This is a genomic window from Blautia faecis (assembly GCF_020554845.1).
In the GTDB taxonomy this organism is placed as follows: domain Bacteria; phylum Bacillota; class Clostridia; order Lachnospirales; family Lachnospiraceae; genus Blautia_A; species Blautia_A faecis.
In genome coordinates this window covers 1-14150 of record NZ_JAJCIA010000037.1, presented here as the reverse complement: position 1 = coordinate 14150, position 14150 = coordinate 1, and the positions used below count along the sequence as shown (strand labels likewise).

The 14150-nt window shown below is 42.4% G+C and carries 15 protein-coding genes; 7 read left to right on the top strand and 8 right to left on the bottom strand.

Annotated elements, in window-relative coordinates:
* Positions 1-325 precede the first annotated feature (325 nt).
* The 6 genes from LIZ66_RS15110 to pcrA form a co-directional block, all read right to left on the bottom strand.
* The gene (locus LIZ66_RS15110) at positions 326-1369 is read right to left on the bottom strand and encodes a virulence RhuM family protein (RefSeq protein ID WP_148461150.1); all 1044 of its coding nucleotides are present in this window, start codon (positions 1367-1369) and stop codon (positions 326-328) included.
* 26 nt (positions 1370-1395) lie between these two features.
* Positions 1396-3189: a DUF262 domain-containing protein gene (locus LIZ66_RS15105; protein ID WP_148461149.1), complete on the bottom strand. Its 1794-nt coding sequence runs from the start codon at positions 3187-3189 to the stop codon at positions 1396-1398.
* Between the two features lie 14 nt (positions 3190-3203).
* Positions 3204-3974 (bottom strand): hypothetical protein, encoded by a 771-nt coding sequence (locus LIZ66_RS15100; protein WP_148461148.1) that lies wholly within the window; start codon positions 3972-3974, stop codon positions 3204-3206.
* A 277-nt stretch (positions 3975-4251) separates the two neighbouring features.
* Positions 4252-5622, bottom strand: coding sequence for a 23S rRNA (uracil(1939)-C(5))-methyltransferase RlmD (gene rlmD, locus LIZ66_RS15095; protein ID WP_148461147.1), 1371 nt, complete (start codon positions 5620-5622; stop codon positions 4252-4254).
* 413 nt (positions 5623-6035) lie between these two features.
* Positions 6036-6266 carry a hypothetical protein gene (locus tag LIZ66_RS15090; RefSeq protein ID WP_173716615.1) on the bottom strand — a complete coding sequence of 77 codons (231 nt, stop codon included), beginning with the start codon at positions 6264-6266 and terminating at the stop codon, positions 6036-6038.
* Between the two features lie 115 nt (positions 6267-6381).
* Complete coding sequence (gene pcrA / locus LIZ66_RS15085; protein WP_118578217.1) at positions 6382-8613, bottom strand: DNA helicase PcrA; 2232 nt, start codon at positions 8611-8613, stop codon at positions 6382-6384.
* 51 nt (positions 8614-8664) lie between these two features.
* Between pcrA and LIZ66_RS20160 the strand changes: the two genes are divergently transcribed.
* The 3 genes from LIZ66_RS20160 to LIZ66_RS15080 all read left to right on the top strand — a co-directional run bounded on the left by LIZ66_RS20160 (position 8665) and on the right by LIZ66_RS15080 (position 9633).
* Positions 8665-8730: a hypothetical protein gene (locus LIZ66_RS20160; protein ID WP_408611561.1), complete on the top strand. Its 66-nt coding sequence runs from the start codon at positions 8665-8667 to the stop codon at positions 8728-8730.
* The gene (locus tag LIZ66_RS20155; RefSeq protein ID WP_368361321.1) at positions 8731-8811 is read left to right on the top strand and encodes a DUF6783 domain-containing protein; all 81 of its coding nucleotides are present in this window, start codon (positions 8731-8733) and stop codon (positions 8809-8811) included. It abuts the gene before it with no gap.
* A gap of 195 nt (positions 8812-9006) precedes the next feature.
* Entirely contained in the window at positions 9007-9633 is a 627-nt protein-coding gene (locus LIZ66_RS15080) for a DUF1836 domain-containing protein (protein ID WP_118578215.1), read from the top strand.
* 92 nt (positions 9634-9725) lie between these two features.
* Here LIZ66_RS15080 and LIZ66_RS15075 read toward each other — a convergent pair whose 3' ends face one another.
* A complete protein-coding gene (locus LIZ66_RS15075) occupies positions 9726-10052 on the bottom strand; it encodes a YerC/YecD family TrpR-related protein (protein ID WP_118578214.1) in 327 nt (108 codons plus the stop codon).
* Positions 10053-10279: 227 nt separating this feature from the next.
* On the opposite strand from LIZ66_RS15075, the gene LIZ66_RS15070 reads away from it, so the two are divergent.
* The 4 genes from LIZ66_RS15070 to LIZ66_RS15060 are packed head-to-tail and all read left to right on the top strand — an operon-like array spanning position 10280 to position 12531.
* Positions 10280-10975, top strand: a complete 696-nt coding sequence (locus tag LIZ66_RS15070; RefSeq protein ID WP_118578213.1) for a YesL family protein — start codon at positions 10280-10282, stop codon at positions 10973-10975.
* Entirely contained in the window at positions 10972-11904 is a 933-nt protein-coding gene (locus LIZ66_RS15065; RefSeq protein WP_264467175.1) for a tRNA modification radical SAM protein MnmL/YtqA, read from the top strand. The genes LIZ66_RS15070 and LIZ66_RS15065 overlap by 4 nt, the downstream gene beginning before the upstream one ends.
* Entirely contained in the window at positions 11897-12049 is a 153-nt protein-coding gene (locus tag LIZ66_RS20150) for a DUF6783 domain-containing protein (RefSeq protein WP_306797101.1), read from the top strand. Before LIZ66_RS15065 ends, LIZ66_RS20150 begins: the two co-directional genes overlap by 8 nt.
* Positions 12019-12531, top strand: a complete 513-nt coding sequence (locus LIZ66_RS15060; RefSeq protein ID WP_173716614.1) for a DUF4364 family protein — start codon at positions 12019-12021, stop codon at positions 12529-12531. Before LIZ66_RS20150 ends, LIZ66_RS15060 begins: the two co-directional genes overlap by 31 nt.
* Before the next feature lie 127 nt (positions 12532-12658).
* Here LIZ66_RS15060 and LIZ66_RS15055 read toward each other — a convergent pair whose 3' ends face one another.
* Entirely contained in the window at positions 12659-13981 is a 1323-nt protein-coding gene (locus LIZ66_RS15055) for a replication-associated recombination protein A (protein WP_173734854.1), read from the bottom strand.
* Positions 13982-14150: the final 169 nt, after the last annotated feature.

Genomic DNA, 14150 nt, shown 5'->3' with positions numbered 1-14150 from the left:
TACGGAAGCAAAGCTTCCTACGCTTATCCGCGGCATTCGCCGCATACAGCCCATCGCATAATGGTGCCTTTGTGAGCAAGCTCCCACAGCACCTTATGCTCGGTCTTAACCATTGAAGTCTATGGGAACAAGTCGGTATAAGGCCTTTTCTACCTATACAATGCAAGGCAAGTTTACACTGCTGCCACCTGCCACTGTCTCGACCGTTGAGACAGTGAAGGCCGCTTAACTTCTACACAATCCATCCGTTCAAACCACGGATTTGCCATACACTCGCAGGGAGTTGAGTTGCCTGATTTCACCGTCTCGACCTGATATCTGATCCTTATTTCTTTGCGCTTTCTTCCAACTCCAGCATATACCTATCAAAGTCGGACATGAATAAACTGTCCTGGATCACGCGATATTTTTCAAATTCTGTCTCAGCATGAAGCTTTGCAATTTCTGCGGACACCTTACCCGCATCCTGTAAAATGCCATAATCAAACATTTCAATGAAGCTGTTGAGCCTCTTTTCCCAGTCCTGCATCGTAAGCGGAATATGTCGTAAGGTCATGTTTTCCGCAAAATCCAGGTATGCCGTCACCATACGATTCAGCTGCTTCATTTCATCCTGACTCAGATAATTTTTAGCAACCGTGACATCGCTTTTCTTAATCTTTCCGTCAGGAGCATCTGCCCAGGTGGTTAATCCCATGTGCTCTTTTGTGTGATCCGCTCTTTCCACGATCATCTCCGCCGCCGTATGTCCATGAACGGCATAATGCATTTTATTCTGAACAGTCGCATAGAATCTTCTCGTTGTTGCAGCATTTTTATCATAGTCAATGGCTGTCGCATACAGGTCAGTGATCTTCTGATAGAATTTTCTTTCGCTGGCACGGATCTCTCGGATGCGCTCTAGCTGCTCATCGAAATACTTTTCTGTCAGATACGTTCCGCGCTTCAGCCGCTCATCATCCATGACCCAGCCTTTGATGGTGTAGTCCTTTGCGATCTGGTTTACCCATTTTCGGAACTGTACCGCACGCTCGGAATTGACCTTGAAGCCTACGGCAATGATCATTTGAAGGCTATAGTGCTTGGTATCGCGTGTGACCTGGCGAGAACCTTCGGTTTGAACTATTCGGAAATTCCGAATAGTTGCGGCCTCTTCCAATTCACTATCCGCATATATTTTTTTAATATGTTCATTTATCGTTGGTGAACCAACATCATACAATGTGGCCATCATCTTCTGTGTCAGCCATATATTCTCATCCTCATAGCGCATCTCTATGCTGTCCTGTTGATCACCTACAGAGGCAACATAGGTCAGGTACTCTGCTGCGCTGGAACGGATGGTTATTTCATCTTTTTTCTTTGCCAAATAGAATGCCTCCCTTCTACATATCACTAGATCCAGCCATTCTTTTTAAATTTCTCAATTTGAGCTAATTCTTCCTCAGATGGTTCGCCCGCCTTACCCTCGCTGACCGGAGTGTTTAAATATTCGTTATTCCATCTGTTCATGATTTTGACAACCTCATCAGATACACGAATATCACGTTTCGTGATGGATTCCAGGTTCCAATCCATTACATCAGAGGTTCCCATTGCCTTAGTAATTACAATTTTGGAAGCTATGTACTCTTTTTTCTTCTTGCCAAAATATCCATTACCAGCGACAATGTTCAGCTTCTTTTCGAATGGGAGCTTATTGCCTATATGCTCAATTTTCTCTTTGATGGTTGCGTCTGGCTCATCCGGAAAATAATTCGTCTGCCACTTCTGTGGAAAGATATGCTCTATCTCCCACTTAGCCGGAAGCAAATCATCCTGATGTTCATACGCAAGCGTCTTCAGAAGCATACGCACTACATTACGATTCGGATTCTGGATATATGGCTCCAGCTGTGTCATATCGACAGTCTTAAATTCAAACGTAGGTATATCCGATGCTACAATTGCAGAATTCAGCTTCAGAATATCCGGCTTTACAGCATTGATTGTCGGTATCATCAAGTATTTTGTCATCAGCTCCATGAGCAGCTTATTCAAGAACCGAGCAAATCGTGTTTCAAAATTTTCTTCATTCCTGTAGCAAACATAGTAAATAACAACCGGGTATTTCCAGTACTCGTTCGGATATGAAGTCAGAATATCCAGTGTCTGCCTAATTTTAATATTCTTGGACCAGGCTTCATCTTCAAGTTCCTCTCCTTTGTTTACAACCTTCCACAGATTCAGGATAACAAAAAGAGTATCCAACAATTCAGGCTTATACAAGCGTTCAAACTTATTAACCGCATAATACTTCCTGACACCAGGAGTAGTCGTCTTCGTATCCTTATCCAGTGCTCGATAATAAAACATATTGTAGTAGAACAGCTGCTGGATGCTTTCATTAGCATCTGTAGACTGCTCATCTAAATCTTTCCAGCGGTCAATAAATGCCTTCTTATCATCCGGCGCAAGCTGGTTGTAAATCTTTGCCTTAAAAATATCTGCGTCCGACAGAGGAAGACCTCTATCATTTAACGTTGAGAAAATAGTCAACGCAGTATCCTGGGTGTCTGCTGTGATAGGAAGCAGAATAGCCTGGTTCAAGAGCGCATAGATAAACTGATATACCATCAATGGATTCTCTGTGGAATGCTTATCAAACAACTCTTGAAAATGGCGATAATTCTTTGAATAGTTATCTTTCGCATCCTCATCCGCTTTTCCGGTTTCCAAGATTGATCGCAGAATTTCATTTCCTTCGTTATTCACAACACGTGAGGTCAAAAGGATATTTTTGAAATCCACCGTTCCAGTAAGTTTATTGGTTCTCCAGATAGTAGGCTCAATCTTTCCAATAAAGTTATTGGCCTCTGCCGTTCTCTCTGATGCAGGCGTAGCAACAAGCTTCGTATAAATTGCACGTAGCAGCAGAAACAAAGACGTAATACGCTGCTGTCCATCAATTATTTCCTGCTCACCATCTTCATTTTCGTAGGAAACCACACTTCCGAGGAAGTAGGAACTCTCTCTTTCTGTACCGCCACTTGTAGCAGTAAAATCCCATAAATCCTCAAAAAGTGTTTCTACCTGTTCATCCGTCCAAGCATATGGTCGCTGGTACTCAGGAATGACAAACGGTTTTGATTTTCCGCTACCCAGGAGCGCTTCCACGCTTTGTTTATTTACTTCTATCGTTGTTGGCATGTTTACGCCCTCCTCTAATTATCAAAGAAAGTATGTAAATCAATTATTTCGTAATCTTTTGAAAGCCGCACGGGATAACTCTTTCCAGCCTCTATAGTCTCATTTGGAAGAACTATTCTATACTCCTGTTCTTGCTCAAAAAATACATCTTTGCAGAATAAAACTCTAAATGCATAATCCGCATAAAAAGTATATCTTATTCCTCCGTCTACTTTTTCTGGAGATGCATCTTGCATCAAATATTTCATATACTCCATGTCCATAGCTATTTCACCATCGGTGGTTTCGTAACCTTTATCTATATGAAAATAATTGACTTTTTCAGCCTTAATCTCAGTACCGATACTTCTTTTAACATCTTCAATAAATTCCTCAGGATTCGGAATTACTGCAACAGCATCAGCATTAGGGAAGTGTTCCCTAATAGTCTGTTTTTTATCATCTGAAAGATTGATGATTGAAGCTCCAGTAATATCGACTTTGCAATCGTCTTCATAAACAGCAAACATACAAAAAACTGGCATTTTCTCTGCTGGTTCTATTCTCACCAAGCCATTTGCTTTTCCACATTTTGCAATTACCTCTTTGGTATCTGGATGCTGCATTATCATTTTTTGAGCAAACATTCTAGTACCAGCTTCAAGAATATCTCCTTGTCCTTTGATTTTCAGTTTATCTTCAATCCCCCAGAAAGTAATTGCATTTGAACAATATATATTTCCACTTACTAGACTTTCCAAATGTTCTCTCTTTCCAAATTTCAACAGGTATTTAATATCTGCCACTCATTCATTCCTCCTTGCCATCTAATCCACTGCCTACAAACACCCCAAATGGTCGAATTGCCGGATTGGTTGTCATCCGTTTTCATTTTCCCAAAATCATCCCCAAATGCCTGACATCTAATCCACTGTCTCAAATTGTGACATCTAATCCGATGTTACAACCTGACACAGATTTCGCGGTAGATATGTTTCCATATAAAACAACCGAGCTTTTTCAAGAGTTAGGCTTCTATTCCTAACTTCCGAAAAAGCCCGGAAATACGCCGCTTTCTGGCACTTATTTATCTTTCCTTGACATCAAGACTACCGTCTCGACATGCACCGTCTCGCAAAACTGATCCACGCTGCAGCTGCGCTGAACCTCATAACCAGCTGCCAGAAATGCTGGTAAATCTCTTGCAAGACTTGTTGGTTTGCAGGAGATATAGACGATGTTTTCTACTCCATATGCCAGGATCTTCGGCAGCGCTTTGGGGTGGATTCCATCGCGAGGGGGATCCAGAATGATCATATCTGGTTTTTCAGTAAGATTGTCTAGGACTTTCAGGACGTCACCTGCGATGAAACGGCAATTGGTGAGACCATTTAAGGCGGCATTTACTTTTGCAGCTTCCACAGCTTCCTCAACAATTTCCACGCCGATAACCTCTTTCGCAACAGAAGCAAGAAGCTGGGCAATAGTTCCAGTACCGCTGTAGAGGTCAAATACTTCTTTATCCTTGGTGTCACCAATGTAATCACGCACAATGGAGTACAATACTTCGGCTGCCAGTGAGTTTGGCTGGAAGAAGGAAAATGTACTAATCTTAAACCGCAGACCCAGCAACGTTTCATAGAAGTAATCCTGTCCATAAAGTAATCTGGTTTCATCGCTCTGCACCACATCAGACAGAGAATCATTGATAATGTGCATAATTCCCACGATTTTTCCCTCCAGCGGAAGAGCCAGAAGCCTTGATACCAGCGGCGCATAGTCGTACTCTGCCTGGTTTGTGGTGATCACATGTACCAGAATTTCACCAGAGGTCACACCACGGCGCAGAAGCAAGTGGCGCAGATAACCAGTATGCTGCATTTTCTTATAATGCACAGCCCCAAGCTCTGTAAAAAAGTCCAGCACACTGGAAAGGATCGCCGTCATATCCGGATGCACCAGCTTGCAGTCAGACGCTGTCAGTACGTCGTAAGTGCTGCCTTTCTTGTGCAAACCAAGAGAAAGAGGACCATCTTTATATTCATCTCCAAAGGAAAATTCCATCTTATTACGGTAACCAAATTCAATAGGACTTCCGTGGATTCCTTCCCAGTGAAGGTCTGTACCAATACCTACTGCCTCCTGGAGAAGTCCTTTCACCTGAGTTTCCTTCATTTTTAACTGTTCTTCGTAGGACATTGTCTGGTACATGCAGCCACCGCATGCTGGAAAAATCTTACATACAGGCTCTCTTACCTCAAGGGTAGAATTCTCCAGAATCTCCAAAAGCCTGCCTTCTGCCCTGCCCGAACGCTTCTTATTGATCATAAAGCGAACTTTCTGACCTGGAATTCCATTTTTTACAATTACTTTTTCTCCATCTATGTTCACATATCCCTTGTTAGGGAAATCAACTTTCTCGATAATTCCTTCGTAAATCTCTCCTTTTTTCATAAATCCTCCATAAAATAATTGTATATAGATCGTAACTATTCCGCAGCTGTCTTTTATATATAATACTGTCGCCAATAGATTACTGTTCACTGGTAACGTTCCGCGAGGTGTTTTTTGTGAACAAAGTTCACAGAAAACCCGAAAATTAAGTTTGCGCAGCAAACGCTACTTCTTGTGCTTGTCACAAGAAGGTTCGTCTTTCTGTGCAGCGCGAAGCGTATTACTATGAAGATACTGAACAGTTACCTTAAATCAAAAATAAGGTATACGGGGGAGCATAACTGCTATATGCCCGTATACCTTTTCATTTAATATGCACTCACTTATAAAAAATCCCCGAAATTATCCACATCCAAACCAGATTTGTATTCCAAAAATTGTGGACGACCGTGGATATCCGCTAAACGCCTTACTTATTTCTCCTCATCCTCGAAATAATCGTCATAATCATCATCAAAATCTTCCTCGAAGTCTTCAAGATAATCCGGTGCGAAGAAGCGATATACTGCAAATGCAATTCCTGCAACAGCAGCTACAGCGCCAATGATAGCCAGTACCCAGAGGACTGTATTCTTCTGCTTCTCATCTTCTTTTTTCTTAAGTAATGATAATAATTCCTCGAGCTTATCCATTTTAATGTTCATGTGATACCATCCTCTCTTTCAAAGTACTCATTAGGTTTATTTATTATACCACTTTTGCAATTATTTTACCATAGTTAATATATTAATTTTAAATTTTTCCAAACCCAATTTCCAATCAAATTTTCTTCAGCTTGGCAAAGCTTGCGAACATCTTCTTCACACCAACCTTATCAAACTCTACTGTAACCTCATAATCACGGCCGCCTTCCACGATTTCCTTCACAATTCCAACGCCAAATTTAATATGGCGTACCGTATCTCCCACCTCATAATCCAGCGAATTAGCTTTTGTTACTTTAAATTCTCTTGGCTTATAATTTCTGCCCTGGAGAATCTCTTTCATCTTGGAGTATTTCGCCGGTGTTGGGATTAGTTCCTCCACTTTCGGCTTCTTCTCCTGAATAGTGTGTCCCAGATCTACCAGTTCTCTTGGAATCTCTCTCACAAACCTGGAAACCCTGTTATACTGAGTCTCTCCACGGATCATCCTCTGCTGGGCGCAAGTCAAAGTAAGGTCTTTCATTGCACGGGTAATTCCCACGTAACAAAGTCTTCTCTCTTCTTCCATCTCCCCGTCATCGCCATAGCTGATGGTCATATGACTAGGGAAAATGCCGTCTTCCATTCCTACCATAAACACCTTCGGAAACTCCAGACCCTTGGCACTATGTAAAGTCATAAGGAGCACATAATCCTGATCCGGATCTACAGTATCAATATCTGCTACCAGAGCCACCTCTTCCAGAAAGCCTGAAAGCGTAGCCGACTGATTCTGCTCCTCCATAGCCTCCTGATAAGCTACAGTCTTGGAAATCAACTCATCAATATTCTCAATTCTTGCTCTCGATTCTTCTGTATCCTCAGCTTCCAGCTCTGCCACATAACCTGTGGAATCAATTACCTCCTGCAGGATTTCCTCCACAGTCATCACATCTGCCTTGCTTTTCAGCATCTGTATAAAAGTTACAAAGCCATCGATCTTTGACAAGCTTCTTCCAATAGAAGGAACCTCTTCAGCCACGCGCAATGCCTCATACAGACTGATTCCCATATTGTCCGCATAATCCTGAACACGTCCAAGTGTCGTTGCACCGATTCCACGCTTTGGCACATTTATGATTCTCTGCACAGCAAGATCATCTCTGGCATTATTAATCGTTTTCAGATAACAGAGAAGATCCTTGATTTCCTTACGTGCATAGAAATTAACGCCTCCTACCAGTTTATATGGAATATTGGCTGCAATAAATTTCTCCTCGAAAATACGGGACTGGGCATTGGTACGATAAAGAATAGCGCAATCACGGTAGTTCCCAAGACCGTTTCTTTTTAACTTGCCGATTTCCCCTGCCACATACTCTGCTTCCTCATAAGCATTCAAAAACTGGCGAAAATGCACCTTGCTGCCTTCTTCGTTCTCTGTCCACAGGGTTTTTGCCTTACGTTCTGTATTATTCGCGATCACCTGGTTCGCTGCATTCAGGATATTCCTTGTAGAGCGGTAGTTCTGCTCCAGACGGATTACCCTGGCATCTGGAAAAACATGCTCAAATCCAAGAATATTTCCAATATTAGCCCCACGGAATTTATAAATGGACTGGTCATCATCACCTACCACACAAAGATTCTGATACCGCTGGGCCAGAAGACTGATAAACTTAAACTGTGCAGTATTGGTATCCTGATACTCATCCACCATAATGTATTTAAACCGCTCCTGATAGTACTCTAGCACTGCACCGCATTTTTCAAAAAGCTCCACCGTCTTTACGATCAGATCATCAAAGTCCAGTGCATTATTCTTGCGAAGAGCAGCCTGGTATTCACGGTAAACAGAAGCCACTTTCTTCATATTGTAATCTCCGGCAGCTTTCATCTCCATATCATCTGGTGTAAGCAGCTCGTCCTTGGCATGGGAAATCTGGGCAAGAAGGGAACGCTCTTTATAAATCTTGGTGTCAATGTTCATCTTCCTGCACACATCTTTCATAAGAGACTTCTGGTCATCTGTATCATAGATTGTAAAATTCGTGTCATATCCCAGATTATCAATATGTCTCCGAAGGATTCTTACGCAGGCTGAGTGGAAAGTAGACACCCAGATACTCTCAGAACCAAAGCCCACCAGCTTATCCACACGCTCTCTCATCTCCTGAGCAGCCTTATTGGTAAAAGTAATAGCCAGAATATTCCACGGATTTACTCCCTTTTCATCCATCAGATAGGCAATCCTGTGTGTCAGCACTCTTGTCTTGCCGGAACCAGCTCCCGCCAGGATCAGGACTGGTCCCTCTGTCTGTGCTACCGCCTCGCGCTGAGGGGGATTTAATGTATCATATATGCTCATTTATGTTCTCCTTTTTTCGCTAACGCATGTTTGAAAAAAGCTTTCTGCAGGATGTGCGCCACAATTTGTAGGAGCTTCCGCCCTGATGAGGGCGTCACAGCGGACTGCGACAACTGAATTCGGACGAAATATACCGTCAAATGGGGCATGCAGATTGCGGGAATGATTTTTCAAATAGTTAAATCTCATTATACATGAAATCCTTATCTCCCACAACCCCGAACGTGCAGAAAATCCAAACATAGATTCGGGTTTTTACTGTTTACCAGTAACATTCCGTGAGGTGTTTTTTGTAAACAAAGTTCTGGTTTTTTTCTGTTTTTCACAAGATCTGAAAAAAACAGTTTACAAGTAGTTTTAAAAACTATATAATAAGGAGCAGAGGTGATAAAAATGACAGCTGATGATAAATCCATATTAAAGAGCATTCTGGAGCACATTTCCGGAATGGATTATATAAAACCAGAAGATCTTCCAAACATCGACCTGTACATGGATCAGGTCACCACGTTTATGGAGGATCAGCTTGCGTCCACAAAGCGTCACGATGATGACAAGATCCTGACAAAGACCATGATCAATAACTACGCCAAGAATAACCTGCTCCCTTCCCCTGAGAAGAAGCGCTATTCCAAAGATCATCTGCTCATGCTGATCTTCATTTATTATTTTAAGAATATTCTGTCCATCACAGACATCCAGAAGCTTCTCGGTCCCATCACAGCGAAATACTTTAAAGGTGAGCCAGGCAAGGACATGACCTATGTATATAATGAAGTTTTTGGAATGGAGAACCGCAAGATTGACCAGTTGATCAAGAATCTTCTGAAGGATTACCGTTTCTCCAGCGCCACTTTCCAGGATGCAGATGAGGAAGATCAGGAATTTCTGAAGCGATTCAGTTTTATCTGTCTCATGAGCTTTGATGTCTACATTAAGAAGATGATCATTGAGAAAATGATCGATGACATTTCCCCATCTGAGCCCAGGGACAAACATAAGAAGAATAAAGACAAATAACAGTACAAAACCCGCGAAATTATCTCATAGCACAATTTCGCGGGTTTTCTTTCGTATATTTTATTCTATTTCGGATTCAGATCCTCTGACGCTTATTCGTCCTTCTGATCCAGAGAACGGTTCTGCTCTTTTTTCTCTTCCATTCTCTTAAATACCATATCATAACCGTCATTGCCATAATTCAGAGAACGGTTTACACGGCTGATCGTGGCTGTGGAAGCACCGGTCTTCTCAGAAATGTCAAGGTAAGTTCTCTTATCCATCAACATCTTGGCCACTTCAAATCTCTGAGATAAAGAAAGAAGTTCGTTAATGGTACACACATCCTCAAAGAAAGTGTAGCACTCTTCCTTATCCTTCAGACAAAGTATGGCCTCAAAAAGATGGTCAACTGCCTCAGTTCTGATATTTTTACTCATTTCGCTACTCCTTTTTCTATATTTAATGTTTATTATTCTCTTTTCAATGATTACTATTTTAACACTCTGACGTGTGATAAGCAAGGACTTTCTATAAATATTTTTGTGAAGATTATATAGTTTTTATGTTCTTTTTTATTTTCAAATTGCTTTTTTTTCACAGATTCGTTATACTATGTGATAAGCTCATTAATGCTATATACAAAATAGAAAAGAGGAATTTTTGAATGGATCGTTTTTTCAACATGGATAACAAATTTTTCACCTTCATGAGCAGGGTGGCAGATCTTATCATTCTGAATCTGCTTTGCATTGTCTGCTGCATTCCGGTGGTGACCATTGGACCTTCCATTGCCGCCATGTTCTACGTCACTTTGAAAATGGTTCGTAATGAAGAGTCTTATATCGTCCGCGGATTTTTTAAATCCTTTAAACAGAATCTGAAACAGGGTATTGTGATCAATCTGATCATGCTTGCGGCTGCCCTTTTGCTGTACTTTGACATTAGCATCTGCCGCAGCACACCTGGCACCATCGGTAAGGTTCTTATGGTATTATTTATGATGATCCTGGTCGTTTACCTGATGATCTTCCTGTACATCTACCCGGTTCTTGCGAAATTTTACAATACCATCAAGAATACTTTTACCAACGCATTTTTGATGTCCATCCGCCATCTTCCATATACAGCACTTATGATCCTTGTCACTGCTGCCCCGGTTCTTGTATTTTTTATTCCAAGTGCCCAGGTACAGTCCATGGTCATCCTGCTGCTGGTGCTCATTGGATTTTCCGGAATTGCATACATCAATTCCCATTTCTTTGTGAAAATTTTTGACAAATATATTCCGGAAGAAACCTCTGAGCCGAATCCTGACAGTGTAGTAGACCACAGTCTTGATTCCGACAATAAGAATTTATGATCACCAGCTGGAATGGAAAGCCCTATCACTCCCTTGACTATATGCTAAAGGAGCGCTTCGGGGAAAAGGTTTATAAAGTCACCTTAAACGGCGGCATGAGCTGTCCCAACCGCGATGGTACAATAGGACACGGCGGCTGCATCTTCTGCAGCGAAGGTGGCAGCGGTGATTTTGCCGCCAGTGCAGCCCTCTCTATCCATGAACAGATAGACAGCCAAATTGCCATGCTTTCCGCCAAAAGACCTATTCACAAATACATCGCCTATTTTCAGGCTTACACCAATACTTATGCTCCTGTGCCTTATCTGGAAAAAATTTTTCAGGAAGCTATTTCCCATCCGGGAATTGTGGCACTTTCTATTGGTACAAGGCCGGATTGCCTGGAGGACGATGTAGTAGAACTTCTTTCCCGGCTAAACATGGTTAAACCAGTCTGGGTAGAACTGGGACTTCAAACCATTCATGAATCTACCGCAGCTTATATCCGGCGAGGTTACCCTCTGTCCTGCTTTGAAGACTCCCTTAAGAGACTCCGCGCAGCTGGTCTGGAAGTAGTAGTTCATACCATTCTCGGGCTTCCCGGCGAATCCAGGGAAGATATGCTGGCTACTATGGATTATTTAAATGCCCGGGATATTCAGGGAATCAAGCTTCAGCTGCTCCACGTTCTGAAAGGCACTGACCTTGCATATGATTATCTTGCCGGGAAATTTAAAGTGCTGGAACGCACCGAATATATTGACCTTGTAGCAGACTGCCTGGAACATCTGGATCCATCCATTGTGATCCACCGGGTTACCGGCGATGGGCCGAAAGATCTGCTGATCGCCCCTCTATGGGCCAGCAGAAAAAGAGAAGTGCTGAATCTGCTCCACCACCGTTTGAAAGAGCGTCAGAGTTTTCAGGGCAAAGCATCAGAGTCTGTTTGAAATATTATTCCCGCAATCTCCCGCAAAGTGTAATACGCATCTTGCAGAAAGCCTTTTTCAAACACGCTCGAATTTAGAACTTACGCAATATTTCACCAGAAGGGAGGCTGGAAAATGGCTACACCATTTACTGTTTACAAACTGATCATCCTATACATGCTTCGGAATTCTTCGTCCCCCATCACTAATTCAGAAATTTCAGAATTTATTCTGGACCGTGAGTACACAAATTATTTCCATTTGCAACAGGCCCTTTCCGAGCTTGAGGAAACAGAACTGATTGAGAAGCGTACCATTTCCAATACTTCCTACTATTATCTTACTGAAGATGGAAAAAACACGCTCACCTATTTCGAGAATGATATTTCCCAGGACATCCGTACTGAAGTGCTCCAGTACCTGGCAGCCAGAGGTGCCTCCACCAAGAATCAGGTGAAAGCTCCAGCCGATTATTACATTAATAATCAGGGAGAATATGTGGTTCACCTTCAGCTTTTGCAGAAGGGTGCTTCTGTGATCGATCTTTCTCTTGCAGCGCCATCTCTTTCCGCTGCCAAGGCCATGTGCAGGCAGTGGCCCAAGAAATATGAAGAAATTTATGCAAAAATAATGGAGGGGCTTTTATAAAGCTCCTCCACTTTTTATTTCAGATATTGTAATTGTTCAGTACCTTCACAGCTGCACGCTTGGCAAAACAGCACTTGCTGATAATTACTCAATATTTATTCCAAACCGTGTTCGAAAAATCATTCCTTCAATCTGCATGGTCTTTTATAAATTTCATGTGTTCCTTTAGTTTCTTCTCATATCCCATATCTGACAGCTCATAGAATTTCTCTCCACGAATCTCATCTGGCAGATACTGCTGCTTTACATAATGATTTGGATAATCGTGGGCATACTTGTAGCCCATTCCATGTCCAAGCTTCTCATGCCCTCCATAATGGGCATCCTGAAGATGAACCGGCACAGTCGTCCTAGTACGCTTCACACTGTCCATTGCTGCAAAAATAGCATTCACCGCAGCATTGCTCTTAGGTGCACACGCCATATATGCGGCAGCCTGGGAAAGAATGATCTGGGATTCCGGCATTCCCACCCGCTCAACTGCCTGGGCTGCTGCTGTTGCCACTACCAGGGCCTGGGGATCTGCATTTCCAATATCTTCAGAAGCAAGGATCATCATACGTCTTGCAATGAATTTCACATCTTCACCTGCATACAGCATCTTCGCCAGATAATAAACTGCAGCATCCGGATCGGAGCCGCGCATACTCTTGATAAATGCAGAAATAATATCATAATGGTTATCTCCATCTTTATCATAGCGCACCACACGCTTCTGGATACACTCAGAAGCCACATCCAGAGTAATATGAATCTTGCCGTCTGAAGCTCTTGGCGTAGTAAGAATGCCCAGTTCTATGGCATTCAGAGCGCTTCTGGCATCTCCCCCTGCCATATCTGCCAGAAACTCCAGGGCATCTTCATCCAGAACCGCATTATAGCTTCCCATGCCCTTTTCCTTATCGTTCACTGCCCGTAGGAGCAGTTCTTTAATCTCCGGAATCTCCAGCGCCTTCAACTCAAATACAATAGAACGTGAAAGGAGCGCACCGTTTACCTCAAAATAGGGATTCTCTGTGGTGGCCCCAATAAGGATAATGGTTCCGTCCTCCACAAAAGGCAAAAGATAATCCTGCTGTCCTTTATTAAAGCGATGAATCTCATCAATAAACAAAATCGTCTTTCGCCCATACATTCCAAGGGCATTCTGAGCCTGTTTTACCACTTCTTCCATATCTTTCTTGCCTGCTACGGTGGCATTGATCTGGGTAAAGTCTGCGCTAGTAGTATTGGCGATGACTTTAGCCAAGGTGGTCTTTCCGGTTCCTGGAGGACCGTAAAAAATAACGGAAGTCAGCTTATCTGCCTTGATGGCTCTGTAAAGTAATTTATCTTTTCCCACAATGTGCTGCTGTCCCACTACTTCCTCCAGTTTCGTAGGGCGAAGACGTGAGGCAAGTGGGGATTCATTCTCCATTGTCCTGGATTTCGCATATTCAAATAAATCCATGTATTTCTCTCCAATTCAAAAGTAATTTTCCGTACATTTGTTCTAATTATAATCTATATTTCTCATTTAGGCAAGTTTATAAAGCTATTTTTTAACTGTTCGCGGAGCATTACATTACTGTTCACTGGTAACGTTCCGCGAGGCGTTTTTTGTGAACAAAGTTCACAGA

Coding starts and splice junctions, on each gene's coding strand:
- pcrA (WP_118578217.1), bottom strand. CDS start 8,613: ATGAGCATATATGATACATTAAATCCCCCTCAGCGCGAGGCGGTAGCA.
- rlmD (WP_148461147.1), bottom strand. CDS start 5,622: ATGAAAAAAGGAGAGATTTACGAAGGAATTATCGAGAAAGTTGATTTC.
- LIZ66_RS15065 (WP_264467175.1), top strand. CDS start 10,972: ATGATCACCAGCTGGAATGGAAAGCCCTATCACTCCCTTGACTATATG.
- LIZ66_RS15105 (WP_148461149.1), bottom strand. CDS start 3,189: ATGCCAACAACGATAGAAGTAAATAAACAAAGCGTGGAAGCGCTCCTG.
- LIZ66_RS15080 (WP_118578215.1), top strand. CDS start 9,007: ATGACAGCTGATGATAAATCCATATTAAAGAGCATTCTGGAGCACATT.
- LIZ66_RS15070 (WP_118578213.1), top strand. CDS start 10,280: ATGGATCGTTTTTTCAACATGGATAACAAATTTTTCACCTTCATGAGC.
- LIZ66_RS15075 (WP_118578214.1), bottom strand. CDS start 10,052: ATGAGTAAAAATATCAGAACTGAGGCAGTTGACCATCTTTTTGAGGCC.
- LIZ66_RS15090 (WP_173716615.1), bottom strand. CDS start 6,266: ATGAACATTAAAATGGATAAGCTCGAGGAATTATTATCATTACTTAAG.
- LIZ66_RS15055 (WP_173734854.1), bottom strand. CDS start 13,981: ATGGATTTATTTGAATATGCGAAATCCAGGACAATGGAGAATGAATCC.
- LIZ66_RS15060 (WP_173716614.1), top strand. CDS start 12,019: ATGGCTACACCATTTACTGTTTACAAACTGATCATCCTATACATGCTT.